Annotated in this window: 24 protein-coding genes; 13 read left to right on the forward strand and 11 right to left on the reverse strand. The window is 62.3% G+C overall.

Translation table 11 applies throughout. From position 1 onward, the window contains the following. Nucleotides 1-2 precede the first annotated feature (2 nt). Genes AOT96_RS08250 through AOT96_RS08265 form a run of 4 tightly spaced genes read right to left on the reverse strand, consistent with a single transcriptional unit; the run spans nucleotide 3 to nucleotide 4,864 of the window. Complete coding sequence (locus tag AOT96_RS08250; RefSeq protein ID WP_064075032.1) at nucleotides 3-1,448, reverse strand: aminobutyraldehyde dehydrogenase; 1,446 nt, start codon at nucleotides 1,446-1,448, stop codon at nucleotides 3-5. Beyond that, on the reverse strand, nucleotides 1,445-1,807 hold the full coding sequence (locus tag AOT96_RS08255) for a cupin domain-containing protein (RefSeq protein WP_007730501.1): 363 nt from the start codon (nucleotides 1,805-1,807) through the stop codon (nucleotides 1,445-1,447). Before AOT96_RS08255 ends, AOT96_RS08250 begins: the two co-directional genes overlap by 4 nt. A 1-nt stretch (nucleotide 1,808) precedes the next feature. Beyond that, complete coding sequence (locus AOT96_RS08260; protein ID WP_007730498.1) at nucleotides 1,809-3,413, reverse strand: N,N-dimethylformamidase beta subunit family domain-containing protein; 1,605 nt, start codon at nucleotides 3,411-3,413, stop codon at nucleotides 1,809-1,811. Beyond that, nucleotides 3,410-4,864 carry an APC family permease gene (locus AOT96_RS08265; protein WP_065351557.1) on the reverse strand — a complete coding sequence of 485 codons (1,455 nt, stop codon included), beginning with the start codon at nucleotides 4,862-4,864 and terminating at the stop codon, nucleotides 3,410-3,412. Before AOT96_RS08265 ends, AOT96_RS08260 begins: the two co-directional genes overlap by 4 nt. A 248-nt stretch (nucleotides 4,865-5,112) precedes the next feature. On the opposite strand from AOT96_RS08265, the gene AOT96_RS08270 reads away from it, so the two are divergent. The 3 genes from AOT96_RS08270 to AOT96_RS08280 all read left to right on the forward strand — a co-directional run bounded on the left by AOT96_RS08270 (nucleotide 5,113) and on the right by AOT96_RS08280 (nucleotide 7,818). Next, entirely contained in the window at nucleotides 5,113-6,159 is a 1,047-nt protein-coding gene (locus AOT96_RS08270; protein WP_030536125.1) for a LacI family DNA-binding transcriptional regulator, read from the forward strand. 90 nt (nucleotides 6,160-6,249) lie between these two features. Then, nucleotides 6,250-7,116 (forward strand): alpha/beta hydrolase family protein, encoded by an 867-nt coding sequence (locus tag AOT96_RS08275; protein WP_030536126.1) that lies wholly within the window; start codon nucleotides 6,250-6,252, stop codon nucleotides 7,114-7,116. Between the two features lie 336 nt (nucleotides 7,117-7,452). After that, a complete protein-coding gene (locus AOT96_RS08280) occupies nucleotides 7,453-7,818 on the forward strand; it encodes a hypothetical protein (protein WP_007730475.1) in 366 nt (121 codons plus the stop codon). A gap of 137 nt (nucleotides 7,819-7,955) precedes the next feature. On the opposite strand, the gene AOT96_RS08285 is transcribed toward AOT96_RS08280, so the two are convergent. Beyond that, complete coding sequence (locus AOT96_RS08285; RefSeq protein ID WP_050656991.1) at nucleotides 7,956-9,290, reverse strand: MFS transporter; 1,335 nt, start codon at nucleotides 9,288-9,290, stop codon at nucleotides 7,956-7,958. Continuing rightward, complete coding sequence (locus AOT96_RS08290; RefSeq protein ID WP_030536127.1) at nucleotides 9,290-11,005, reverse strand: amidohydrolase; 1,716 nt, start codon at nucleotides 11,003-11,005, stop codon at nucleotides 9,290-9,292. The genes AOT96_RS08285 and AOT96_RS08290 overlap by 1 nt, the downstream gene beginning before the upstream one ends. A 224-nt stretch (nucleotides 11,006-11,229) precedes the next feature. On the opposite strand from AOT96_RS08290, the gene AOT96_RS08295 reads away from it, so the two are divergent. The 7 genes from AOT96_RS08295 (at nucleotide 11,230) to AOT96_RS08325 (ending at nucleotide 17,496) form a co-directional block, all read left to right on the forward strand. Beyond that, a complete protein-coding gene (locus tag AOT96_RS08295) occupies nucleotides 11,230-12,132 on the forward strand; it encodes an Lrp/AsnC family transcriptional regulator (protein WP_007730473.1) in 903 nt (300 codons plus the stop codon). A gap of 78 nt (nucleotides 12,133-12,210) precedes the next feature. After that, the gene (locus AOT96_RS08300) at nucleotides 12,211-12,867 is read left to right on the forward strand and encodes a FadR/GntR family transcriptional regulator (protein ID WP_054186998.1); all 657 of its coding nucleotides are present in this window, start codon (nucleotides 12,211-12,213) and stop codon (nucleotides 12,865-12,867) included. Then, entirely contained in the window at nucleotides 12,864-13,667 is an 804-nt protein-coding gene (locus AOT96_RS08305; RefSeq protein WP_065351558.1) for a class I SAM-dependent methyltransferase, read from the forward strand. Before AOT96_RS08300 ends, AOT96_RS08305 begins: the two co-directional genes overlap by 4 nt. Nucleotides 13,668-13,723: 56 nt before the next feature. Further along, nucleotides 13,724-14,275 carry an acyl-CoA thioesterase gene (locus AOT96_RS08310; RefSeq protein ID WP_042451572.1) on the forward strand — a complete coding sequence of 184 codons (552 nt, stop codon included), beginning with the start codon at nucleotides 13,724-13,726 and terminating at the stop codon, nucleotides 14,273-14,275. A 45-nt stretch (nucleotides 14,276-14,320) separates the two neighbouring features. Then, on the forward strand, nucleotides 14,321-15,601 hold the full coding sequence (locus tag AOT96_RS08315; RefSeq protein ID WP_231917408.1) for an NAD(P)/FAD-dependent oxidoreductase: 1,281 nt from the start codon (nucleotides 14,321-14,323) through the stop codon (nucleotides 15,599-15,601). A gap of 69 nt (nucleotides 15,602-15,670) precedes the next feature. Then, nucleotides 15,671-15,994 (forward strand): DUF6292 family protein, encoded by a 324-nt coding sequence (locus AOT96_RS08320; protein ID WP_003942947.1) that lies wholly within the window; start codon nucleotides 15,671-15,673, stop codon nucleotides 15,992-15,994. Between the two features lie 80 nt (nucleotides 15,995-16,074). Next, nucleotides 16,075-17,496 (forward strand): DUF2252 domain-containing protein, encoded by a 1,422-nt coding sequence (locus tag AOT96_RS08325; RefSeq protein WP_047269369.1) that lies wholly within the window; start codon nucleotides 16,075-16,077, stop codon nucleotides 17,494-17,496. Nucleotides 17,497-17,500: 4 nt separating this feature from the next. On the opposite strand, the gene AOT96_RS08330 is transcribed toward AOT96_RS08325, so the two are convergent. Together AOT96_RS08330 and AOT96_RS08335 are read right to left on the reverse strand one after the other, a co-directional pair. After that, on the reverse strand, nucleotides 17,501-17,758 hold the full coding sequence (locus AOT96_RS08330; RefSeq protein ID WP_003943196.1) for a WhiB family transcriptional regulator: 258 nt from the start codon (nucleotides 17,756-17,758) through the stop codon (nucleotides 17,501-17,503). A 19-nt stretch (nucleotides 17,759-17,777) separates the two neighbouring features. Then, the gene (locus AOT96_RS08335) at nucleotides 17,778-18,308 is read right to left on the reverse strand and encodes an HNH endonuclease (protein WP_156778936.1); all 531 of its coding nucleotides are present in this window, start codon (nucleotides 18,306-18,308) and stop codon (nucleotides 17,778-17,780) included. Nucleotides 18,309-18,643: 335 nt separating this feature from the next. Here AOT96_RS08335 and AOT96_RS08340 point away from each other — a divergent pair, with 335 nt between their 5' ends. Further along, nucleotides 18,644-19,654 carry a threonine aldolase family protein gene (locus AOT96_RS08340; protein WP_007730456.1) on the forward strand — a complete coding sequence of 337 codons (1,011 nt, stop codon included), beginning with the start codon at nucleotides 18,644-18,646 and terminating at the stop codon, nucleotides 19,652-19,654. Nucleotide 19,655: 1 nt separating this feature from the next. Here AOT96_RS08340 and AOT96_RS08345 read toward each other — a convergent pair whose 3' ends face one another. Then, nucleotides 19,656-20,510, reverse strand: coding sequence for an LLM class flavin-dependent oxidoreductase (locus AOT96_RS08345; RefSeq protein WP_065351560.1), 855 nt, complete (start codon nucleotides 20,508-20,510; stop codon nucleotides 19,656-19,658). After that, nucleotides 20,507-21,370, reverse strand: a complete 864-nt coding sequence (locus AOT96_RS08350; protein ID WP_047269365.1) for a patatin-like phospholipase family protein — start codon at nucleotides 21,368-21,370, stop codon at nucleotides 20,507-20,509. The genes AOT96_RS08345 and AOT96_RS08350 overlap by 4 nt, the downstream gene beginning before the upstream one ends. A 54-nt stretch (nucleotides 21,371-21,424) precedes the next feature. Here AOT96_RS08350 and AOT96_RS08355 point away from each other — a divergent pair, with 54 nt between their 5' ends. Together AOT96_RS08355 and AOT96_RS08360 are read left to right on the forward strand one after the other, a co-directional pair. Beyond that, a complete protein-coding gene (locus AOT96_RS08355) occupies nucleotides 21,425-23,110 on the forward strand; it encodes a dihydroxyacetone kinase family protein (RefSeq protein ID WP_039973156.1) in 1,686 nt (561 codons plus the stop codon). A gap of 101 nt (nucleotides 23,111-23,211) precedes the next feature. Continuing rightward, complete coding sequence (locus AOT96_RS08360; RefSeq protein WP_042451581.1) at nucleotides 23,212-24,834, forward strand: long-chain fatty acid--CoA ligase; 1,623 nt, start codon at nucleotides 23,212-23,214, stop codon at nucleotides 24,832-24,834. Nucleotides 24,835-24,920: 86 nt separating this feature from the next. On the opposite strand, the gene AOT96_RS08365 is transcribed toward AOT96_RS08360, so the two are convergent. Beyond that, nucleotides 24,921-25,547, reverse strand: a complete 627-nt coding sequence (locus tag AOT96_RS08365; RefSeq protein ID WP_064443586.1) for a TetR/AcrR family transcriptional regulator — start codon at nucleotides 25,545-25,547, stop codon at nucleotides 24,921-24,923. Nucleotides 25,548-25,559: the final 12 nt, after the last annotated feature.

Genomic DNA, 25,559 nt, shown 5'->3' on the forward strand with positions numbered 1-25,559 from the left:
AGTCAGACGCTCGTCACATGCATGACGTGCTTGGCCCTCGTGTACTCCGCCAGTGCGAGCTCCGACAGATCCTTGCCGTAACCCGACCCGGCGAAGCCACCGTGAGGCATCTCAGCGGCGAGCATTCCGTGGGCTCCCACCCAGACGCAGCCGAAGTCCAGTTCGGCCGTCATCCTCATCGCGGTGCCGTGGTCGGACGTCCACACGCTCGACGCGAGAGCGTACTTGGTCCCGTTCGCAAGTTCGATCGCTTCAGCCTCGGTGGAGAACGACTGTACGGTGACAACCGGCCCGAATATCTCTTCCTGGACCAGCTCATCTTCCTGCTGCACCCCGGAAATAACAGTCGGCAGATAGAAAAACCCTGGTCCAGCTGGCTTTCCCCCGCCAATACATACGTTCGTATTTGCTGAGCGTCTCTCTACCAACTCCGCCACTCGATCACGGTGAGCGCGGCTGACCAGGGGGCCGAGACAATCGCCCGATTCCGGTCCGCCCAACCTCAAGTCCGCGGCCGCAGCCGTCAACTTCTCGGTGAACTCCTCCGCAACCTCCTCTTGAACGAGAATCCTCGTCGCAGCGGTGCAATCTTGACCGCTGTTGTAAAAGGCCCCGGCAACAATCCCCGCGACTGCGCCGTCGAGGTCCGCGTCGGCGAAAACAACGGCGGGTGCCTTGCCTCCGAGTTCGAGATGCAACAGCTTGACGTCTTCCGACGCGGCCTTTGCGACCGAAATACCCGCTCTCGTCGATCCCGTCAGCGCAATCATCCGAGGAACCGGATGAGCGACGAGCGCGGCTCCGGTATCGCGATCGCCGCACACTACGTTCAACACCCCGGGCGGATAGATCTGCGCTGCAAGCACTCCCAGCATCACCGCGGTTTCCGGCGTCTCCTCGGCCGGCTTGAGCACGAGGGTGTTTCCCGTCGCGAGTGCCGGCGCGATCTTCCAGACCGCCATCATCAACGGGTAGTTCCAAGGAGCGATCGCACCGATCACGCCAATGGGTTCACGTCTGACATAAGACGTAGCACCCTCCGTGTACTCCATTGCGGCAACGCCCGGCAGAGAGCGGGCAATACCCGCGAAGTACCGCAGAAAGTCAACACACTGCGGGATCTCGTCGTCTCGCACCTGCCTGAGAGGCTTGCCGGTACTGCGGCATTCGACCTCGAGGAAATATTTCGCGTTTGCTTCCAGCGCGTCCGCGAGGGCCAGCAGCAACTCCTGACGGCGCGCAGGGGTGGACCGGCGCCAGGACCGCGCAGCCTTCTCGGACGAACGGCAGGCTCGGTCGACGTCATCGGCGGAACCGACGGCAGCACGGGCGTATACATTGTCGGTCACCGGATCGACCAGCACGGAAAGTCTACCTGCCGGGCTCTCGCACGTTCCGTTGATCACGTGACCAAACGCTGCGACAGTCATCGAAGTTTCCACCGTCATGAGCGCGATCCGGGGAGCGCGACGAAGAACTTCTTCGACGGCTCAACCGTCTCCCAGGTACCGCGAAACGACTGCGGCACGAAAAATGCTTCCCCAGCGGAGAATTCGCGACGGTTTCCATCGAGGTCGATCAGCGCCACCCGGCCGCTGATCATGATGCAGACCTCGTCGTACGGATACGGGTCGCACAAGAGCGTGCCGGGCTCGCCTTCCCAACCACCGCCGAAGTATTCCCCGTTCGGATCTCCGAATGACCTCCATTCGGATTCCGACCAGTTCGGGCTCGCGTCGTCACCCCACTCCGGGATGAACCGCGTCCCCTGCCCTGGCCCGAACATTCGAATGTCGTTGACACTCATGTCATTTTTCCTTCGTGTTGGAGCTGGAAATTCGTGCAGCAAACAGATTCAGTACGTTTGCAGTTATTCGTTCGGTGAACGGATCGTGATGGATCAGCCCGTTCACCCATTCGGTGGAACCTGCGTTGAACACGGAGCCGAGACCTCGCTTGTGACAGGCGACCATTCCCGATCCGTATTCGAGATCACGAAGGTGATCTGGAGGCTCACTGCCATAGAAGCATTCGATGATTCCCTGCACTTCGGCGAAAGGCGCACCGATCGGAACTTTCCCGTTCCATTTGTCCCGCGAACCCGAAACTGCCGGCGCCATCGCGATGATCTCCAGATCCTCGGGAGCGCCGTCGACGCCGGTCGCATACGGCTGGCCCTTCCGGAACGTGAAATCCACGCCGTCCATCTCGAATCCGGCAACACAGATCGGGGCGATCCCGAAGTTGTCTCCGTAGTACAGGTCGGTTCCGTTCAACGCCCAATGATCCGGCCGGTATACCGTGAAACCGCCCGAAGACCTGGGAGTTGTTGCACCGTAACGATTGTAGACACCGGCCATGCCGGTCAATCCCATCGTCCACGCCCCCGGTCGGGCAACCTCGGGCGAATCCCACGCCGTCGTCACCCGGGTCGGGTCGACTTCTCGCATCGGATCGTCGAACGGATTCTTGTAACAGACTTGTGCGTCGTTTTCGAGGCGTACCTGCCACAGGAAGTTCCCGCCGAATCGCGCCAGACCACCACCCTCTTCGACGAAATCATCTATGCGGTCACGCATCTCCCAGGACCAGTACTCGTCGTGACCGACGACAACTGCGCATGAATATCCATGCAGCGCTGACGGATCGTTATGCAGATCGTGTTGTGTCACGTGGTGGACGCGGAACCCCTGCTCTTCCGCCCAGACCGTGAACGGCCTCTCGTAAGTGGCCCAGAAGGCGTCCGCATGGTGACGCGAGTAGCCGTTCACCCACGCCCATTCGTACGGCGGGTGACGGGGTATCCATCCGATTCCCGGTGTGTCGGTGTGGATGTTGCGTGCTGCGCCCTCGGGTTTGCGCAACATCCCCCGCGCGACGGGACGCTGCGTCGAGGAAATCGGTGTCGGCACATCGCCGGAGCCGTCCGGAACACCTCGGTAGTGGTTTGCCCCACCCCAGTCGTTGTAGGCCAACATCGTGCTGGTGGTGTGAATGAGTACGAAGTCGGCATGCTCGGGTTCGCGCGCCTTGACGACGAAGAAGCCCTCCCGCTCAATAGTCACCCCTTCGTGGAGCATCCGGACCAGAACCAAGTACATGCCGGACGTCCACTTCGGATCTATCTCGACGGCAAGGGATTCCGACCAGTCGCAGCCCACTGCGTACGCGTCGGCAGGCGTCTGCTGCTGCTTGCCCGGCAGACCGACGTATTGCGCGACCTGTTGCGGCCGGGCGCCGTCTCGAACAATTTCGAGGTCGTATTCTTCTGCGGTGGTATGCACTCGGATCGAGACGGTGTCACCACCGAAGTACGAGAACCTGTCCGCATAGACCCATATCTCGGGAGCGCCCGGAACAATTCCGGGACGTTCGACCAACCCTCCGGGGACCGACCATGCGTATTCGCTCATGCCGACAACTCCTCGACCGAGTGTTCACGTACGCGCATCCCGCGTCCCACGCCGAATGCGAAAGCCAACAGCAATGGCACTGCCAACAAGAAGTTTTGCGCGGTGGTCAACCCGGTCAGGTCACTCATGTTCATCAAGAGGTATCCGAGCGCGACGATCAACGCCACTGCAGCGAGCGAGGGTGCAATCAACCTCTGCCACAGACCTTCACCGCGAGAATCCTGCGAGAAGAACCTGAGCACGGCGACGGAAGTGAGAACCTGCAACACCAGCACACCGATGATCGTTGGTGTATTCGTCCACACGACTACTTGGGTGTACGGGTCTGCGGGCGTCAGCGCAAAGCCGGCGATTGCCGCGAATACCAGTGCGCCTTGTGTGATTCCGGCGACGCTCGGCGTTCCAGTGGTCGGCGAAACCCGTGCAAGCGCGGCAGGAAAGACTCTCGCGCGCCCCATGGTGAGCAGATAGCGACTGCAAGCATTGTGGAGGGCAAGGCAACCCGCGAAGAAGCTCGTGACGATCAACAGATGCATCACGTCGGTCATCATGGAGCCGGCAAATTCATTGTTGAGATCGAAGATCAGCTCGGACGGGTCACCGCCGAGTAGGTCGCCCATCCGACTCGGGCCGACGGCCTGCACGATCACCCAAGCACAGAATGCGTAGACCACAGCCAGAACAGTGACTGCTGTGTAGGTCGCACGCGACACTGTGCGTTTGGAATCGACAACTTCCTCGCTGTAGATCGCCGTTTGCTCGAAACCGACGAAGGAGGTGAAGGTCAACACGAAGACGCTCGCCAGTCCGGCTGTCATGAAGGTCGACGGCGAAAAACTGTCGAGCGACAGTCCTTCGTGGCCGCCTTTCAACAGAACCGCCACACAGAAGACTGCGAGGACGCCGAGCTCGAGCGCCATCAAAACGGCCAGCACCTTCGCGCCGATATCGACCCTGCGATATCCCACCACCACGACCAGAACTGCGACCGCCAATGCGCAGGTGTAGACGGAAACGGTTACTCCCAAGAACAACTCGATCGTCGACGAGAGAAAGATGCCGCAAGCGACGACGAATCCGATCTGGCCACCGAGATAGCCGATGTAAGCCAGCACAGAGGCGCCTGCGCCGACTGTTTTTCCGAGCCCTTCGGTGATGTAGGCGTAGAACGCGCCCGCGCCGCGGATATGCCTGCTCATCGCCGTGAAGCCGACGGCGAACAGTAGATAGACGATCCCGGGAACGACGTACCCCACCGGAAGCGCAGCGCCGGAAACCATCAGGCCCAGTGGCGCGAATCCCACCAGGATCGTCAGTGGCGCCGCTGCGGCGATGACGAAGAAGACCAGATGACGGCTGTTGATAGTTCCGGCGCGCAGGCCCGAGGATGACGTGGGAGAACCGGATTCAGAATGCGTTCCTGCACCGGGAGGGTCGGTTTTTTCGGTCATGGGGAGGCTCCGCGAGTTAAGGCAAGTATGCGCCTGCCTGGTCAGGTTTCCCGAGGTTCGCCCGAATTTCTCTCGACGTTCGCCCGGTGTTCCTAAGAGAGTGCCGAATCGTTTCATCAGTGTCAATACCTGCGCTGAAACGATTCGACGTTTTGTTTTGAGGTGCCCCTCACCGGTGCACGCAACATGCCGAAACGATTGATCGATAGGCTGGAGACAAACCGACCAACGAGTAGAAACGATCCGCAGTGGCTACCCCTGTTTCGCCGACGCTTCGTGATGTCGCCAACGCCGCCGGCGTCGCGGTGTCCACGGTCTCCTATGCACTCAACGGCAAGGGCCGGGTCGACGCGGCCACTCGCGCTCGGGTTCGAGAGGTTGCCGACCGCCTTGGATACCGTGCCAATCGGTCGGCCCAGAATCTCAGGTCAGGCCGGACTGCCACCCTCGGGTTGATGCTCCCCGCTCCCGACCAACTGTCATCGGCCGAGTACCTCAATTTCGACTGGTACGGGCGCGTGGCGACCGCCGCGACCCAGGCTGCATTCCACGCCGATCACTCACTCCTCCTACTGCCGTCGATGAAAGATCCGAACGGACTGCGGCGCATCGAGATGGACGGCGTACTGGTCGTCGACCCGATGGTCGACGACCCGCGCGTCGAAGTTCTGCAGAAGATCGGAATCCCCTCTGTCGCAGTGGGTCCTGGACAATCCGGGCAGTTCGGATACTCCACCTCACCGGACCTCGTCTCCACCACGGAGACTCTTCTGAACCACCTCGCCGAACGTGGCGCAAGGGACATTTTCGTCCTCACTCCCGGAATGCATTCGGAGTGGACCCGCGCAACGACTTTCGCTTACTTCGAGTGGTGCCGCGCCCGAGGCGTGGCACCACGCACCAGCGAGGAATTGACGTCGTTTCCGGGCGCCAGCACCGTCGGAGGCCTCATCGGGGCCGCGTATGCGGCCACCCGCGAGGCCCTCGACTCCTCGACTCCGCCTGACGCGATCCTGTCGTTGATTCTCGGTTGCGCCCCGGCAGCGGCGCGAGCGGCCCTCGATCTCGGGCTGTCGATTCCGGGTGACGTCTTGATTGCACAGGACAGTGACGAACCCGCCCTGCTGGTTTCCCAGCCCCCGATCACTGCCTTCGACTTCTTCCCCCAAGAACAGGCGGCAGCGGCCGTAGATGCACTGTTGGCTCTGGTCAACGGTGACGAACCCCCAGTTCAGAGCTATACGCGTAGCGAACTCCGCGTGCGAGCGAGCACGGCCCATTCGCTCACACCATAAATTCACCTGGCACCGATAGACTGATTTCCGAATTATCGTCCGTCGCCTGCCGAGAGGAATCAGGTCATCGCGCACCGCTCCCGCGACCGCTTGGCCGGGTATCTCGCCGTAGTGCTGGTCTGTGCACTCGCCCTCCTCGCATCTGTCAGCAGTGCGACCGGCCTCGACCGCGACGTCGCTCCGGTCCGCATCGCCTACGCCGCGGCCGCAGACACTTTCGGCGATCTGTATCTTCCAGAAGGATCGGACGGTGACCTGCCGGTCGTCGTACTCATTCACGGCGGTGGATGGGCCCAGAAGAGCAATCTCGAATACGCGGGCGCGTGGGCAAAAACCCTGACCCCGTACGGAATTGCGGTCTGGAACATCGAATACAGACGCGTCGGCGGTCAGGGTGGTTGGCCGACCACGCTCTCCGATACCGTTACGGCCACCAACGCTCTGGCCGGCATCGTTCAGGAAAAGGCCTCCGGGCGACTGGATTTGAGCCGTGTACACATCGCCGGCTACTCCGCGGGTGGACAACTTGCCGCCTGGGTCGCATCGCGATCCCAACAGGGTGCAGACGCCCCGGAACCAAACCTCTCGGTGCCGGTTCGCTCGACGACGATCATGGCCGGCGTCTTCGACATGACGCTCGCCGCAACCGCGGGCAAAGATCGATTTGTTCGAAATCTTCTGGGCGGCATGCCTACCGATCATCCCGATCGCTACCGCATCGCATCACCGATCGAGCACCTCCCCACCGGCCTCCCCGTCACGGTGATCCACGGACTCGGAGACAAGGTCGTGTCGGTCGAACAGAGTCGGCGCTATGCCCGTGCCGCCCGAGCAGCAGGCGACGTGGTCGATCTGATCGAACTTCCCGGCGTCGGCCACGGCGAGTTCGGCAACCCGACGACCGACGCCTGGGCTACCACCAAGCAAGCAATAATCGGCCACATAAATGCCTCTTGAGCAGGTAATACGGGCCACAGTGCTCTCAGCCGCTCGAAATAGAATTAGCTGAAACTCAATCGATGACGTACGGTGGGGTTATCAGAGGGCAGCCGTCAGTCAGGCAGCCGGTCGCTTCGCCCGGAACAACAGTTCCAGTATTCGTTCCAGGGGCAGACTTCCAGTTCGGTGCAAATCCGCGCCTTTGATCACTACGCACTTTCATCAGTCCCGCAGATTGTTGACCAGGCCGAAGGCTCCGACGGAGTCCGCCGCCAATCGCGTACCGACTGCACCAGTATCAACATGCGCTACACACCGCACGGGCCCAAAGACCCTGCGGTTCAAAGGAATACCTTGATCAACACCATGATTCACCCCGACGACACGAACAACCAGACGAACAGCAACTCGACGAACGGTCTACGGATCCCGACTACTTCGGGCCGGATCCGCGAGCGCGGTATCGAAATCGTCTGCACCCTCTACCGTTGCAGCACCGACGAAGCCGCCGAGCTGTTGCTCCGACATTCTCAGACCAACAACCTCAAGGTCACCAGCCTGATCAAAGCGCTTGTCGCCCTGATCGACGAAGACACGTCCGGCACTGGTTACGGAAGCAGTAACACGCTGGCGTCTCACTTCTGGCTGCGTGAGATCAGAAATCTCAGCCAGGCCCACCGACGCAGCGATCATTTTCATCGCCATCTCGTCGGCGCGTAACCGGCGCTGAGCGACAGCTGACCTGAAACGACAGCTGGGGCAGTACACGGAAATCGTGTACTGCCCCAGCTGTCGTGTTTTCAGTTGTCAGGCGGAAGCCGACTCTCGGCAGTCAGGCGGAAGCCGACTCTCGGCAATCAGGCGGAAGCCGATTCCTTGTTCAGGCCCTGCTGAGCACTGTCGGTATCGGTCGCCTCGTCCACGTGCTGCGGAGCGAAGAGCAGGCACACGATGCTCAGGATGCACATGCCGATCAGCAGTGCGATGACCGGCCAGATGCTGCCGGTTGCCTTGTACATCAGCGTCGACACCAGCGGTGACAGTCCGCCGAAGATAGCGCCTGCACCTTGGTACGCCAACGAGATGCTCGTGTAGCGCGCCTGCGGCTTGAACATCTGCGACAGAACAGCGGCGATCGGACCGTACGTGGCCGCCAGCACCAGTCGCATGACAGCGAAGGTCAGGAAGATCAGGAACACGGATCCGGACTTCAGCACCAGGAACTGCGGCGCTGCGAGAATCGCGACTGCCGCAAGGCCCCAGATGACGACGCGGACGCGTCCCACCTTGTCGCCGAGCCACGCCACGCCGAGAGTCGCGATCAACTCGACCACTGCAGCGACACTGAGCGCGTTGAGAATCAACGTCTCCGACAATCCGACGTCGGGGTCGGTTGCGTATGCCGTGATGAAGGTCGTCACGAGGTAGTAGCCGCCGACTGCGACGGGCAGAATGCCGATGCCCAGGATGATCGGGCGCCAGTTGGTCACCAGCGCGTACTTGAGCGGGAGCATTTCCGGTACGTCCGCGGACTTCACCTCGGATTCGAAAACCGGGGACTCTTCGACCTTCAGGCGAACGACCAAGCCGACGAGAATCAGCAGCGCCGAGCAGAGGAACGGCAGTCGCCAAGCCCACTCGCGCAGAGCGTCGTCGCCGAAGGTGGAGAGAATGCTGAAGAAACCTGTGGCCAGGAGCGCGCCGGCCGGGTTGCCCAGCTGAGCGAAACCGCCGTAGAAGGTCTTCTTGTCCTCGGGTGCATGCTCGACGGCCATCAGGACCGCGCCGCCCCATTCGCCGCCGACGGCAAAGCCTTGGACGAAGCGGAGCAGTACCAGCAGTAACGGCGCCCAGAACCCGATCGACGCGTAAGTGGGCAACATGCCGATGAGGAACGTGCCTGCACCCATCAGCGTCAAAGTCACCACCAATGCGGTGCGTCGGCCCATCTTGTCACCGACATGGCCGAACACGATTCCGCCGAGCGGGCGAGCGAAGAAACCGACGGCGTATGTCGCGAACGCCGCCGCAACGCCGGTCAGGCGGTCGGTTCCGGGTGGGAAGAAGATGTCACCGAACACCAGGGCGGCTGCCGTGGCATACACGTAGAAGTCGTACCACTCGATAGTTGTACCGACGAAGGCTGCAAATCCCGCCTTGCGGGCCTTCACGATCTGTTGCTCTCGGTTCATTACTTTTCCTCGGTGGTCGAAGTGCTCGACAATAGGTGGTTATGACCTGAATGTGCGAGTTCGCCGTCGATCCAGGTCTCTCGGACCTCGATCTGCGCAATCGCGTCGGCCGGAACCTCGAGGGGATCCGCGCCCAGAATGACGAAGTCGGCCCGCTTGCCGACCGAGATGCTGCCCAGCTCTGCTTCGCGGCCCAGCGCACGCGCACCGTTGAGGGTATGAGCCTGCAATGCCTGGTCGGCGGTGATGCGGAGTGCATCGGAGCCGAGCTGATGACCCTGACGCGTCACACGAGTAACGGCTGCCTGAATTGCTTCGAGCGGCTTCGGCTCTGCGACGGGGGCGTCGGAGCTGATGGTCACGGGAACTTCGGCAGCGATGAACTCGCCGAGCGGGTTGAACCGCTCGCCCGGAGTGCCGATCGCAGCGGTGACGCCCTCGCCCCAGTTGTAGTAGTGCTGTGGCTGGTTCACCGGGTAGACACCGGCCAGGTTCATCCTTGCGATCTGCTCGGCCGTCGGGAGTCCGCAATGCTCGATGCGGTGACGAGCGTCGGCGTCGGGGTGAGCCTTCTGCGCAGCTTCGATGGCATCGAGCACCATGTCGATGGCGGTCGGTGACTGAGCGTGCGTGGCGGTCTGCAGACCCACCGAATGTGCCTTGGCAATCAGCTCCGAGTAGTCCGCCGGCTCGTGGTAGAGCTGCCCGGTGCGGCACGGGTCGCCCACGTAGCCGTCGGGGAAGTATGCGGTCCAGCCTCCGAGTGTGCCGTCGGCGTAGAACTTGATGCCGCCGAACGCGAGCCGCGAATTGCCGAAGGCGCCGTGCATTCCCGTGTCGATGACGTGATCGAGGAGGTGGCTGAGCATGTACATGCTGACGCGGGTCTTGAGCTGATCCTGCTCGGCCAGACGCAGGTACATGTCGAATTCACGCCGGGTCACCTGGCAGTCACCGATGGTGGTGACGCCACCGGCCAGGAACTTGTCCTGAGCGACCGACAGCTGGCGAAGGTGCTCTTCCGGCTCGTCCTCGAGATGGAAGTTGGGGCCGTGATGGCCGACCTTCACTCCGTTGACGCCGGTGAGAATGTTGCACGCGGCGTCGGAGAGCTCACCGGTGAGTTCGCCGTCTTCATCTCGGAAGAACTCGCCACCGGCCGGATTCTCGGTGCTCGCGTCGATACCGTGCTTGTCGAAAGTGAAGGAGTTGACGACGCCGCCGTGACCGCTCGCGTTCATGAGGTAGACCTCGCGATCGGTGGCCACCTGATCGAGCTCTTCCTTGAGCGGGTGACGCCCTTCGATCAGGTTGCGGTGCTCGTAGCCGTATCCGCGAATCGGGACGCCCGCAGGTGCTGTGAGCGCCGCTTCCTGAAGTAGCGCAATGATTCCGGGGATGGAATGTGCCTTCTCCGGCCCACAGTCCACCCAGCTGAGCATCTGCCCGTACATCAACGGGTGTGCATGTGGATCGACGAAGCCGGGGACGACGGTGGCGCCGTCGAGTTCGACCACCGCGGTTGTGCGAGTGCTCAGCCGACGCGCCTCGGTGCGGCATTCCTCGAGCGTTCCCACCGCTGCAAAGCGGTTTCCGAACACCAGGAACGCTTCGGCTCCCACCGTGCTGTCGTCAACGGTGTGGATCTTGGCGCCGGTGAAGATCGTGCCGGTGGCGTCGAGAGGCGAGGCTTCGTGCGTGTGCAACTTGCGCATGGTGGTCCTTCGTCGAGATGGTGGTGCAGGTCACTGCGTGTTGAGCGAAAACTACGCCCTGACCTGGAGCTATGCAATGCATCAAAGTTTCAGACCAGGCGGTATACAACTTTTTTGTATGAGTTCTTGAGCATTTCTGCACTTATCCACATCATCCATGGCCACATGCGACTGTTCTAATAGGAAGCTCATACAGAAAAATCTCTGGAAAAGTTGGGGCAACCATGACGGTCGATCTCGATTCCAAGCTCATTGCCGCACTTCAGCGCAACGGGCGAGCGACGTACCGCGAACTGTCCGTGGCGGTCGACGCCCCACGAGCGGCGGTGTCCACCAGAGTGCAGGCGCTACTCGACTCGGGAACGGTGTCCGTAGTGGCCGTCGCGCACCCCGAACTTCTCGGGCTGAAGGCGCTTGCACACGTCTCGATCGCAGTGTCCGGACCGATGACCCCGGTGCTGGACGCGTTGATCGCATCCGAGGCCGCCGTCTACATCTCGGCAGTCAGCGGGCAGTACAACGTGATTGCGGAACTTCGGGTGCCCAGTCACGACGATCTGTACCGTGCCATCGCCGAACTCCGCTCACAACGTGGCGTTCGATCCGTGAGCACGCTGGTCTACGTCGACGTCATCAAGGGAATCTTCATGCCCGAGACCGCTTTACAAGCCGATATCCGACTCGACTCGACAGATGTCGCGTTGATCGAACTGCTCGAGCGCAACGGGCGAATGCCCTTTCTCGAGCTGGCCGAACACACCGGACTGTCGCCGAGCGCCGTGCGCAACCGGGTCAATCATCTGATCGCGAGCACGGCACTGCGCGTCGGCGCTGTCGTAAAGCGGCGAGGTGGTGGCCGAACGCTGGCGATGGGCATCGGCGTCAATCTGGGCTCACGGGACGACAACGCGGTATCGGAGATCGAGTCGCTGCCCGGAATCGAATTCCTCGCCCGGACCCTCGGACGATACGACGTGATCGCGACGGTCGCCGCCAACTCCTCGAGCGACCTGCATGCGCTGTCCGAGCGAATCCGCGGGATCGACGGTGTCAGCGGCTTGGAATCTTGGGCACATCTCGAGGTATTCAAGGAGCACTACGCCCGCAGCCTGGACGTACGCGGGTAATTTCCGAGTCATTGACCCACTTGGTCGGGCTCGCTAACCTCGATCAAGTCATTGACCCACTTATCCGAGGTGACATACATGGCCGATTCCGGACGCAAGGTAGACATCGTCGCCGCGGCGATCGAGGAGGCGATCTCGACCGGTCGATGGCCCGTCGGATCGAAACTCCCGCCGGAGACCGCATTGGTCGAAGAATTGGGAGTCGCCCGAAACACCATGCGCGAAGCGGTACGGGCGCTTGCACACGCCGGAGTTCTGTCCGTACGCCACGGTGGCGGCGTGTACGTCATGGCGGCGTCGCCGGTCGAAGGACTACTCGGGCGCAGGCTCGCCAGAGGTGACGTTCTCGACGTACTGAGCCTGCGACGCGGACTCGAGGTCGAAGCCGCGCGACTTGCAGCGCAGCGCCACACCCCCGAAGATCTCGCGCGGATACATGCAGCCTGGAATGCCCACCCCGGTCATGTCGGCGGCTTCACTGTCGAAGCCGGCATGGCCCTGCACCTTTCGATCGTCGAGGCGTCCCACAATTCCGCACTGATCGACGTCTACCGGGGAGTCCTTGCCGCCGTGACGGATTCGCTGTCCGCAGTCAGTGTCGGTCCAGGTTTCCACGTCGACGAGCACCGACCCTTGATCGCAGCCATCGAGGAACGCAACCCCGACGAAGCAGCGCACGCGGCAGGCGCAGCGCTCGACACGGTCATCGACGCCGTCGAAAGGAGCTTGGCGTGAATCGGGGAAACTGGAACGGTACGACCTATTCGCCTCTTGCCGAGCAACTCTCACCGGCATCGACGGAGGCACTGCGCTCGATCGGGCATGTGAGCACGGTGTACGACGTCTGCGCCGGAACCGGGAACTTTGCGCTCCCGGCGGCTCAGTCAGGCATGACGGTCCACGCACTCGACCTCTCCGCCAGCCAGCTCGAGGTCGCACGCGAACGCTGGATTCCCCACCCCGGCACTACCCAACCCAACTTCACGATCGGCGATGCGCAGTCTTTACCCTGGCCGAATTCGAGTGCCGACGCCTGCGTCAGCATCTTCGGGATCATCTTCTGTCCCGACCCCTCGATTGCCCTCGCAGAGATGATGCGGGTGACCCGGCCAGGCGGAAAGATCTGCGTCGCAACGTGGTCGGAGAACGGGTGGGCAGCAGCACTCCGCCGGGAGGCCGCCTCGGCGTGGAATGGCATCACACCACTACCGACGACATGGTCGAGCTCGAGCGAATTCGAGAAGGCAGCAGCCGGATTGGAGTCGGTGAGCTCGGCCTCGCACCTGCTCGAGTGGCAACTACCAGCCGGATCGGATCCCGTCGAGGAACTGTGCGACCAGGCACCGGCGTTGAAGAACTTTCGCGAGGCCGTTCGAAGCACAGGGAATTGGGCTTCGATGTCAGCGCACCTCCGCTCGACGCTCGAGCCCTATCTCAGGTCGAGCGCGGCCGGCCCCGTCGCCACCAGCGAATACGTCCTCCACACGGGCACTGTCCCGAACTCTGACACCGCGCTCTTCCGAACGCGCGGGTAACCCTCTTGGCCGGATACGGTCTCTTCACCGTCCACCGAACCGAAGAGGCCCGCTTGATGTCTGAATCGAACTCCCTACCTGAATTGAAGCAAGCATCGCAGCAAGCATCGAAACAAACCTTGTCCATGTCCGTCCTCATGACGCCGGACATGTCAAACTTCTCGGGCAACGTGCACGGCGGAACGATTCTGAAGTTTCTCGACCAGGTTGCCTATGCGTGCGCGAGTCGATATGCCCAGACCTACGTCGTGACTCTGTCGGTGGATCGTGTGGTGTTCCGCGAACCGGTGCATGTCGGCGAACTCGTCACGTTCAGCGCTTCCGTCAATTACACCGGGCGCACCTCGATGGAAATCGGAATTCGAGTCGAAACCGAAGACATTCTTCTCGGAAAATCTCGCCACACCAATAGTTGCTATTTCACGATGGTGGCGATGGGAAGCGACGGGAAACCGGCTGAGGTACCCCAACTCCGGCCGACCGGAACAATCGCCAGGCAGCGATTCGAGGCCGGGCGACGGCGTCGTGAACTGCGCAGAGAGAACGAGCTTCGTGAACAGTCCATCCGGGCCGCAGTTCGGGACTTAACGCCCGAACACGATGACTGAATCCAGTCATATTTAAGTTATAATCTTATGCATTAAGCTGATCGAGTGACTTCGAAGGCACGGGAAAAGTATGACGTTGTGATTGTCGGCGCGAGCATCGCGGGATGCGCGGCCGCCATCATGTACGCCCAGCAAGGTCTGCGGATAGCGCTTCTCGACGCTCGCTCCGACATCCGGGCGCACAAAGTCCTGTGCACTCACCACCTGCAACCGTGCGGTGCCCCGATCTTGCAACGACTCGGCGCCACGGAAAAACTGCTCGCCCTGGGAATGGTGGAAACCGTTCCGACATTCTGGACCCCGTGGGGAATGATCACCCCTGATGCCGCAGAGAACTCACCGCCACCTGGGTTCAACGTCCGAAGGGAAACTCTCGACCCCCTACTGCGCCAACTCGCGAACGACTACCCGAACGTCGACCTTCTTCTCGGGCATCGCGTTTCCGGACTGCTGACCGAGAACGGCACTACTGCAGGCGTCTACGGCACCGAACAGGGTTCGGCCTTCACTGTCGGAGCACGATTGACCGTCGGAGCAGACGGCAAGGATTCGACCGTCGCACGATCCGCTCGTTGCGACTCCGTGACTGCATCCAACGGGCGTTTCAGCTATTTCGCCCAACTCTCCGGACTCGAACGACCCGGCGGAGAAACGTCATTGTCGTGGTTCATGGATCCCGACGTCGCCTATCTGCTCCCCAACGACGGCGGAATCAGCGTGCTGGTCGTCTTCCCTGCCCTCGACAAGCTCGGCTCGTTCGCTGACGACCTGTCTACTGCTTTCCTCGAGTACGCCAACGCATTACCCGGCGCTCCGCTTGTTCGGCGAGAGCACATCGTCGGGAAGATCGTTGGTACCAAACACTTCTCCACAACCCTCACCGAACCCGTAGGTAACGGGTTCGCACTCATCGGCGACGCTGCGGCAACCAACGACCCGTTGTGGGGTATCGGATGCTCGTGGGCACTCGAGACCGCTCAGATGCTGGTCGATGCGACCGTGCACATGCTGACGGAGACGCCGGCAGACACACTCGACTCACATCGGAACGTGAACGCTGCATTGACCGAATACCGTAGCGCCAGAGCGAGTATGACGAATCACATCGACTACATGAGTGGTTACGCCGGTGGGCGAAAGTTCACCGCGATCGAACGTCTGCTCATCTCCGCGGCCACCCACGACCACGACGAAGCCCGAAGGTTCTACTTGTTCGGTTCCCGGTTGATACCGGCCGAACAGTATCTCTCGACTCGCTCGGTCGCGCGGGCAGCACAAAAACATCTCAGGCACCGTCTGCGTCGTAGATCTGTGGCCGGGACGTAATCTGACAAGCGTTTTTTCGGCGCCGGCAACGGGGAACCCTCCGATCGCAACCGAGCCGGAGGAGCGACCATGCGTGCACACATCGCCATTCCGAGTGAATCGACTTGTCACAGGTACGTAGTCGCCGTCGCCAGCTCCACCTTCGCCGAATCGGTCATCTGGTGCGACGGCCCCGCGTTCGACGCAGTACTCGTTCTGGGCAGCGAGATTCCGCAGCACAGTGGCCACCGAGCCGTACTCGCCTGGAATCACTACTTCGGGTGGGCGCTCGGCGTGGAAACCACACCGGATGCGTCGTTCGCCGTTGTCGAATGCCTCGGTATCGGGAGAATGCCGGATCCTGAACTGTGCGCCGACCGCGCTGTCGAGTTGATTGCCCAGGCGGGTAGTTAAGGAACTCGTCGCGCGGCGCACAATCCGGCGGGCATAAGATCGAGCGCGAGTTTCGCACGCCCGACGAAAGAGAGCCCGACATGGACCCGCTGAACAGGCCTGCCGGTCAGCTGGCTCTCGAGAACGAACCGGACGGCAGGGCGACTTTGCGGGCGCGTCAGACGCCCCGCAGTGAGCGTCGCAAGATCGGGAAAGGCCTGCGCAAGCGAGTGGCGCGATCGTCGCTCGGCGACTGGACGCCCCCATCCGATCGACGTGACCCGGTCGATCAGGTCAACACGGCACACGAGGGAAGACTCGACTGGTTGGTTCCGATCCGTGTGGGGCGAATGGTCGCTTCGCCATACGGATTCCTGCGCGGTACCGCCGGATTGATGGCAGAGGACATGGCGCAGCTGCCGTCCACCGGCATCACTCCCGTCATCTGTGGAGATGCGCACGTCGGAAACTTCGGGTTCTACGGATCTCCGGAACGCGAACTTGTCATAGACCTCAACGATTTCGACGAAGCACATCCCGGCCCCTGGGAATGGGATCTACGAAGGCTGGCTGCGAGCATCTGGGTGGCCGGTCGGCAGAACGGTCTCACCGAAGCTCAATGCGAAACAGCAACAACCTCGTGTGTGTCCGCGTATCGCCTCCACTTGGCGAAGCTGTCCGAGCGTCCACTGTTCGATCGCTCCTTCGACCGGGTCGATCTCGACGGACTCACCGACCACGTCACCGATCCTGGGTTGCTGGCCGAGATCAGGCGCGCCGCGGAGCGCGCCCGGCGGCGTACGAGTGACCATGCGGTGCCGCGGTTCACCGTCGAGGATCACGGACGGCGCCAGTTGGTCGAGAACCCGCCGCTCACAACACGACTCACGCCGCAGGACACCGACTTCCTCCTGGAGGGTCTGGACGAGTATCTCGAAACCCTTGCACCACACTGGCGCCGAGTCGTCTCGGGATACAACGTCATCGACGTCGCGCACCGGGTTGTCGGAGTCGGGAGTGTCGCTCTGCGCGCCTATGTGGCCCTGTGCGAAGGGAGCATCCCGGACGACGTCATCTTCTTGCAGCTCAAGCAGGCTCGCCGATCCGTCGTTGCACCCTTCGTGCACGGTGACTCGGCCTGGCACGACCATCAAGGACGACGCGTCGCGGAATACCAGCAGGCTCTCCAGACAGTCAGCGATCCACTGCTCGGGTGGTGCACCGTGGACGACCGCCAGTACTACGTCCGTCAGTTCCGGAACATGAAAGGTTCTGTGGACCTGAACAATATCGATGCAGCGGCCTTGACCGACTATGTCGCGATCTGCGGTCGCCTACTGGCCAAGGGGCATGCACGAACCAGTGGCGCGTCACTGATTTCCGGTTACCTGGGAACCTCGGACGCGGTCGATACCGCCCTCACCCGGTTTGCTCGGCTCTACGCCGATCAAACCGAACGTGACCACGACGCTCTGTGCCGGGCGGTATCGGCCGGTACGATCGCCGCGGAGCCGGGAATCTGATCCCTCACGCCGCGACGATCCTGCCCTGCTCGAACTTCACTCCTCCCCAGATTCCGGTCTGGCCAGTGGCAGAGGCGAATTCGCGACACGATTCCGCAATCGGGCACCTGTTGCACACGTCGGTCGCGTAGTCGTATCCCTCGGACGGAAAGGGAAACCACCGGTCCGGCTCGGGGTCTCCTCGGCATTCCGCCTGCCACCACGTCCGGTCGTCCGAGATCGGCAAAAGCTCAGCCAAATTGGAGATTTCGTCAGCGCACATCACTGGCTCCCTTCGACTGTCACGTCCGACTCAATTCACGCCAGATCTCCTGCTGCACTTTCTCGATGCGCCGAGGTGCCTTCGGCTCCCACAGCAGCCGCATACCGGCCTCGGCCGGAGTGCGATCCGCCTTGCGCTGATTGCAGGAACTGCAGCACGCCACCAGATTTCCCCACGTGTTGGGCCCGTTACGGCTCCGCGGCTGGACATGGTCGATGGTCGTTGCCCGGGCGGCGCAGTACGCACATCGACGACCGTCCCGGTCGAAGACACCGGCAAAAGTGGCCCGACTGGAATCGGTGACCGTCACCCGGTGAGCAACGTACACGTACTCGTCGAGCAGGATCGTCCTCGGCAGTGGGATTTCGACGTGCTTGGAGCGCACCGGAAATATCGGGGTCACGTCTTCGGTGGACTGCGCGGAGCCGGTGGCGATCAGGACGACCGCACGATCGGCGCTCACTTCACCGAGGTACTCGTACGTAGCGTTGAGTACCCGGACGGGGCGGTTCATCCAACTGTGAGCAAGTGCGCGGTTCGGGTTCCGCATGAGAGTTCTCAGTTCGTGTCGAGGAGTGAAACTCCTGGACACGAAGACGGGTCAGGAGCAAATGCAAGAAATGGGGAACGGCATATATCCAGCGCCGCTCTGTTCCCCGAATGCGGGATGGGAAATACCGCGGGGTGAGTGCCCGCGCAGGTGCAACGCTTGCTTCCAGTCGCGCATGCCTGTCCCCTTCCACTTCTTGTTCTCGTCACCGGCTATTGCCGACGCTCATCATCACACGGAAGGCATCCTCAGCGATATCGATTTATCAGGCCGGAAGAGCCGTCCTGGAAATACCGCGGTTTGACGCCGGAACACGCGGCTTGATCGAATGAGCCATGACTTCGTCGTACATCGACCTACGCTCGGACACCGTCACCAAGCCTGATGCGGAGATGCGGAAGGCGATGGCCGACGCCGAGGTCGGTGACGACGTCCTCGATCACGACCCGACCATGGCGGCGCTCGAGGAAGAGGTGGCGCACACTCTGGGTTTACCGGCGGCACTGTGGGTGCCGAGCGGATCGATGGGCAACCTGATTGCGCTGATGCTGCACCTTCACCGCGGCGATCAGTTCCTGGCACCGGAACACTCTCACGTCTTGGGCTCCGAATTGGGCACCGCTGCCTGGCTCGCCCAGGGAATGCCGATGGCGTTGCCGCACGACGGCGGACCCGGACGTCCCACCCCCGAGACTGTCGTGAAGGCGGCGGGCTCCCCCGGCCCGTACTTCGCGTTGAACACCACGCTGCTCTGTCTCGAGAACACTCATAACTTCGCCGGCGGTGCCGTCATGAATCCGACCGAATGGACGAAGCTGGTCGACGCAGCGCGATCACGCGGCTTGAAGATTCACCTCGACGGCGCCCGTCTCTGGAATGCCGCTGTTGCACTCGATGTTTCGCCCACCGAATTGACTTCCGGCGCCGATACCGTTCAGGTGTGCCTGAGTAAGGGACTCGGTGCGCCGGTCGGCTCGATACTCGCCGCATCACCCGAATTGATCACCGAAGCCCGAAGGATCCGCAAGATGCTCGGCGGCGGCGTTCGTCAGGGCGGAGTGCTGGCCGCAGCCGGCATCGTCGCGTTGCGCTCACAAGCTCGCCTCTCCGACGATCACGACAACGCGCAGCGCCTCGCGTCGGGGCTTCGTGAACGCGGTTGGGCCGTCGACGAACCTGCCACCAACATCGTTCTGGCCGCGACAGCCGATCCGTCGGTCACCGTTGCTCAGCTCGCCGCTGTCGATGTCGGCGCGGTCACCGTTGCCGGGAAGGTTCGGTTCGTGACACATCGCGACGTGAGCACTGCCGACATCGACGCGGTTCTGTCCAGAGTAACCTTCTGAACTACGCCACCAGGGGTTGAACCTCCTGCGCGACAAAGCGAATGAACTCGCGGACATCCGGCTCGTCAACAGTCGGTTGGAGTACCACGGTGGTTGCACCTGCTGCAACCCATCGCCGTGCTGCTGCCGCGACTTCGGCCGCGTTGCCCACGGCAATCGCATCCTCCGGCGACTCGCTACCGGACGCTGCGGCCTCGGCAAGGGCGCGCTCACGACCGCCGGAACCGAAAGCACAGATGACGTAGACGACAACCTCGTGATCCGACGCCCCGATGTGAGCGATCGCCCGACGCACGCTGTCCGGGGTCGTCCCACCCGAGAGCACGGTGCCCTGCGCCAACTCGCCACTGAGTGCCAAAGTCTTTGGCCCCGTGGCGCCGACGAGCAACTGCGGCACCGTCTCCGGTGGCCACGCCAGCGTCACGTCCGTGAGATTCACGTATCGACCGGACACCGTCACCGACTCACCGCCCAGTAGCCTCTCCACCGCTCCGAACTGCTCCCGCAGGAGGGTCAACGGCGATTCGGCTTTGGCCCCGATCTGCCGCATCCAACTCTGAACGCCGTGACCGAAGCCAACCCGTAGTCGATCCGGATGAACTCTGGCCAGCGCTGAAATCTCCATCGCCGTGATCGCGGTGTTGCGCATCGGGGTCGGCAGCACACCGATCGCCACACCCACACGATCGGTCTCAGCCAATACAGTTGCAGCAGTGGCTATTCCTCCGCCGAAGAAGCAGTCTTCCCACAACCAGACCTCGTCGATACCGACTTCGTCTGCATACCTGGCATGTCGAACCAGATCTTCCGGAGATTGCTCCGGGCGCACGACGACGGCAATCCGTGCGGCGCTCATGCCGTCACCAGAAACGCGGCGATCTCGTCGGCGGTTCGACGGCCCTGTTCGCGGCCGAGTTCGGCTGCGGGGCGCCTGGTTGTCGGTGAAAGCGAGTTCGTTCCGATCGCTTCGACGACGGCGTCGTCGGCGAAGACAGGCAGCACGGGCAAGGGCGTCATCACGTCGATTTCCTCTCGTAGACTGCCGCCCAGAAGATTCGGGGCGGGGTCGGCTGCGGGTGAAAGAACCACGACCACATCGCAGTCGGCAGCCAGATGAACATTCGAGCCACTCGCCATTCCGCCGTCCATGTACCGCTCGCCCTCGATCACGACTACCGGCCACACCCCTGGTACGGCGCAACTTGCTCCGACTGCGTCGATCAGTTCTACGCCGTCAGCGTTGCCGAACACCCTCAACTCACCGGTCTGTGCGTTGATCGCCGGGATGCGCAACTCCCGGTCGGGCCACAACCGATTGGGCAGCCTCGCCTCGATGACCGCGCGACGCACGGCAGGTTCGACGGTATCGGCTCTCATCGCTGCTTCGCCGAGCAAACGGAGCTGCTCGGCCCGGTCCTGCGATCCTGCGATCGCGTCGACGAACATCTGACCGAGTACCTCGACATCGACCTTCGGGTCGATTTCGCCGGTCGCCTCCGCTGTTTGTGCGTCGAAAAGCTCTTGCAGTGTCACGCCGCTCGCTATCTGAGCGCTCACCGTGGAACCTGCGGAAGTGCCGATCAACACGTCCGCCGTCAGCAGCGCAGCGGCAGTGTCCGGTGATTTGTCCTGAAGGCCCAACAGAAAACCTGTTTCCCAGGCGATTCCCGCAACGCCGCCACCGGCAAGTACCAACCCCAATTTCACGCCGTCCACCTCTCGTCGATCGTGATCCGTGCCCGAAGTCGACGTTAGACCTACCCTGAAGTGATGTTCATGCGCAGCGCAAAGACATTTGTTCCCGACGCACTCCGTGGTTTGATCGCATCCACCGACGACATCGCGTGGAATCCCGACCCTGGGTACCTCACACGCGCAAGGCCACTTCCCCGCGGACGGGTCGCGCTCGTCTCCGGCGGCGGTTCAGGCCACGAACCCATGCACGCCGGATTCATCGGCGAAGGAATGCTCACAGCCGTCTGCCCCGGATTGGTCTTCAGCTCACCCAATGCACTTCAGATCCACGAGGGGTCCAAGGCTGCCGACGCCGGCGGCGGCGTCCTTCACATCGTGAAGAACTACACCGGCGACGTGATGAACTTCGGTATCGCCCGAGAGTTGCTACGCGAGGACAAGATCGATACGGACGTCGTCCTGGTCGACGACGACGTCGCGACCGAACGCGCAGACGGCAGTGGCCCGGGGCGACGCGGTACTGCGGCAACCATCGTGGTGGAGAAGGTCTGCGGCGCATCCGCCGCCCGCGGCGACGACCTGGCCGAGGTGACCCGGATCGGACAACACGTCGCGCACTCCGCTCGGAGCATGGCCGTCGCCCTTCGCCCATGCACTTTGCCGGGGGCTGACGAGCCGTCGTTCGACTTGCCGGCGGGTCAGATGGAACTCGGTATCGGCATCCACGGCGAACGCGGCACAGAACGCGTGGACGCCCTGCCCGCACCGGAATTGGTGCGGCGGCTGACGGACCCGATCATCAAGTCCCTGAGTCTCGCCGAAGGCGACCGCGTCATCGCCGTCGTCAACGGTCTCGGCGCCACCCACCCGCTGGAGTTGCAACTTCTGTTCGCCGAACTCGGAGATTATCTGGACGAACAGGGAATTCACATCGAGCGGACACTGATCGGAACCTTCGTCACTGCATTGAACATGGCAGGCGCGTCCATCACCCTTGTTCGCACAGACAAAGAAATCCTCGAATTATGGGACGCACCAACAAAAGCGCCCGCCTGGCCGAATGCTATAGCGCGTGAGTACACCGGCATGGGCACGCGCGAATCTTTCGGTCCCACATTCACACCCGACACCTCACGCACCGCCGAAAGCAGCTTCGTCGGAAGCTGGATTGCGGACTGGGCCGAGAAGGTACTGGATCAGGAACCGGCACTGACCGATCTCGACCGACGAGCGGGCGACGGCGATTTCGGGACCAACATGGTGGCCGCACTGGATCAACTCGACATCTCGGCGATCCGTGACACGTACTCCACCGCAACGATATTCGATGCAGTCTCACAGGCGTACCTCGGCCACGCCGGTGGCACCTCCGGCGCATTGTTCGGCATCTGGTTCCGGCATTTCTTCCGCGTTGCCGCAGACTCGGCGGACTCCGAACTCGACCTCGGCGCGATCGCGGCTGCAGCGCGAGCGGGACTCGACAACATCACCTCGCTCGGCGGCGCACGCGTCGGCGACAAGACGATGGTCGACGCGATAGTTCCGGCGGTCGAGTCGTTGGAGCAATCCGTGAGCTCGGAAGCCGATCGAGATGCTGCGCTGGCGAGCGCAGCGGAAGCCGCAGCGGCCGGGGCGGAGTCGACCGAAACCATGCTCGCGAACCGCGGACGTGCAAGTTATGTGGGCGAAGCCGCTCGCGGAGTAGTCGATCCGGGAGCGCTACTCATAGCGTGGTTCTTCGCCAGTGCAGTGGGTCACTAGCGAGCACTTCGGGGCTGTGACTAATCTGGCAGCCACAGCACATCGTTTGTGACGACCCGTGGGCAAAAGCACCGGTCTCACACACCACACAGGAGCAGCCCATGCTGAGCACCATGCAAGACGCCCCCCTCTCCATTGCTCAACTTCTCCGCCACGGTGCCTCCGTTCACGGCGCCTCCGAGGTTGTCACGTGGACCGAGTCCGGCCCGCGCCGTGTGTCCTACGCTGACGTCGGCAAGCGCTGTGCTCAGCTTGCGCACGCCCTGCGCGGGCTCGGCGTCGAGGGTGACGAGCGAGTCGCCACGTTCATGTGGAACAACTCCGAGCACCTCGAGGCGTACCTGGCGATCCCCTCGATGGGCGCTGTGCTCCACACCCTGAACATTCGTCTGTTCCCCGAGCAGTTGATCCATGTCGCCAATCACGCCGAGGACCGCGTGATCATCGTCGACCCGTCCCTGATTCCGCTTCTCTCTCCGCAGCTTCCGTCGCTGACCACCGTCAAACACATCGTCGTCACCGGCTCCTCCACTGCAGGACTCGAAGCTCCCGAGGGAGTGCAGGTTCACACCTACGAGGGCTTGATCGCCGATCAGCCCACCGAGTTCGACTGGCCCGAGGTCGACGAACTGAGCGCTGCCGCAATGTGTTACACGTCCGGCACCACGGGTGACCCCAAGGGCGTCGTCTACTCCCACCGTTCGATCTACCTGCACTCCATGCAGGTCTGCATGAGCGACGGCCCCAACCTCGCGCAGGGCGATCGTGCACTCGCCGTGGTGCCTCAGTTCCACGCCATGTCGTGGGGACTTCCCTACGCCGCGTTCATGATCGGCGCCTCGCTGATCATGCCCGACCGCTTCCTCCAGCCTGCCCCGTTGGCTGCGATCATCGCCAGCGAGCAGCCGACGTTCGCCGCGGCCGTACCCACCATCTGGCAGGGCCTGCACCTCTACCTCGAGCAGAACCCGCAGGACATCTCCTCGATGCGTGAGGTTCTGATCGGCGGCTCCGCGGTACCGCCCGCCCTCATGCACGCATTCGAAGCCGATCACAACGTCTCCGTCCTGCACGCCTGGGGCATGACCGAAACCTCCCCGCTCGGATCCGTTGCCCGTCCGCCGGCCGGTGTCACCGGCGACGCGATGTGGAAGTACCGCTACTCGCAGGGTCGATTCCCGGCATCCGTCGAGGCGCGTCTCATCGACGACGACGGCAAAGTTGTTGCACACGACGGAGTTTCCGTCGGCGAACTCGAAGTGCGCGGCCCTTGGATCACCGGGTCGTACTACGGCGTCGACGCGGAAGACAAGTTCAACGACGGCTGGCTCAAGACCGGCGACGTCGGATCCATCACGGCCGACGGCTTCCTGAGCCTGTCCGACCGCTCCAAGGACATCATCAAGTCCGGCGGCGAATGGATCTCCTCGGTCGACCTCGAGAACGCCGTCATGGGTCACCCCGACGTCACCGAAGCTGCCGTCATCGGCGTGCCGGACGAGAAGTGGGACGAGCGCCCGTTGGTTGCGGTTGTCCTTCGCGCCGGTTCCGAAACCACCATGTCCGAACTGCAACAGTACCTTTCGGACAAGGTTGCCAAGTGGCAGCTGCCCGAGAACTGGGCCGTGGTTCAGGAAGTCCCGAAGACGAGCGTCGGCAAGTTCGACAAGAAACGCCTTCGCGCCGACTACCACGAGGGCGGACTCGAAGTTACGCGACTCTGACACGGAGTGAATGTCGAAGTCTGAATACTGAAGGTGGGCAACAGGTTTTCGACCTGTTGCCCACCTTCGTTCACGAGCGAGGCACTTTACGGCCGATAGCCGACCGTGCGAAAAGCGATGTCGACGTACTTCTGCGCCAATTGCGACGGCGACATCGGACCGCCGGTCTGGAACCAACGCGGCAGTGACTGCGCCATACCGAGTATTGCCCGGACGGTCTCTTCGGTATCGGTGACCGCGAAATCTCCCGATGCCACACCGTCGTCGACGATCCTGCGCATCAGCAACTCGAGCCGCTTACGACTGGCGGCGTACCGACTTCGACTTTCCGGTGAGACATGCCGGATCTCGGTGTCCAACGCAGCGTGCCGCGACCGGTGGGTCATATAGAGAACAATCGCCTCCACCACCAAGGCGAAGCGTCGTACCGGATTTTCGCCGGCCTCCGCTTCTGCCGCTTCGGTTCTGGTATTCAGCTCACTCATCGAGATCTCGAACAAAGCGACGAGAACTGCCTCTTTGTTCGCGTGGTGATAGTAGAGCGCGGGAACGGTTACCCCGACACGATTGGCAATCTGGCGCACCGTCGTGCCGTGGTAACCGTTCTCGTCGAACAGCTCGAGCGAAGCCGTCAGGATGTCGGTCATCACCAGCGGCGGGAAGGACCTCCAGTCCACTGCCACCGAGCTCACCGACTCCACCTCGCCAGTCATGTGATAGCCGAA

This window comes from Rhodococcus sp. 008, from assembly GCF_001682295.1.
In the GTDB taxonomy this organism is placed as follows: domain Bacteria; phylum Actinomycetota; class Actinomycetes; order Mycobacteriales; family Mycobacteriaceae; genus Rhodococcus_F; species Rhodococcus_F qingshengii.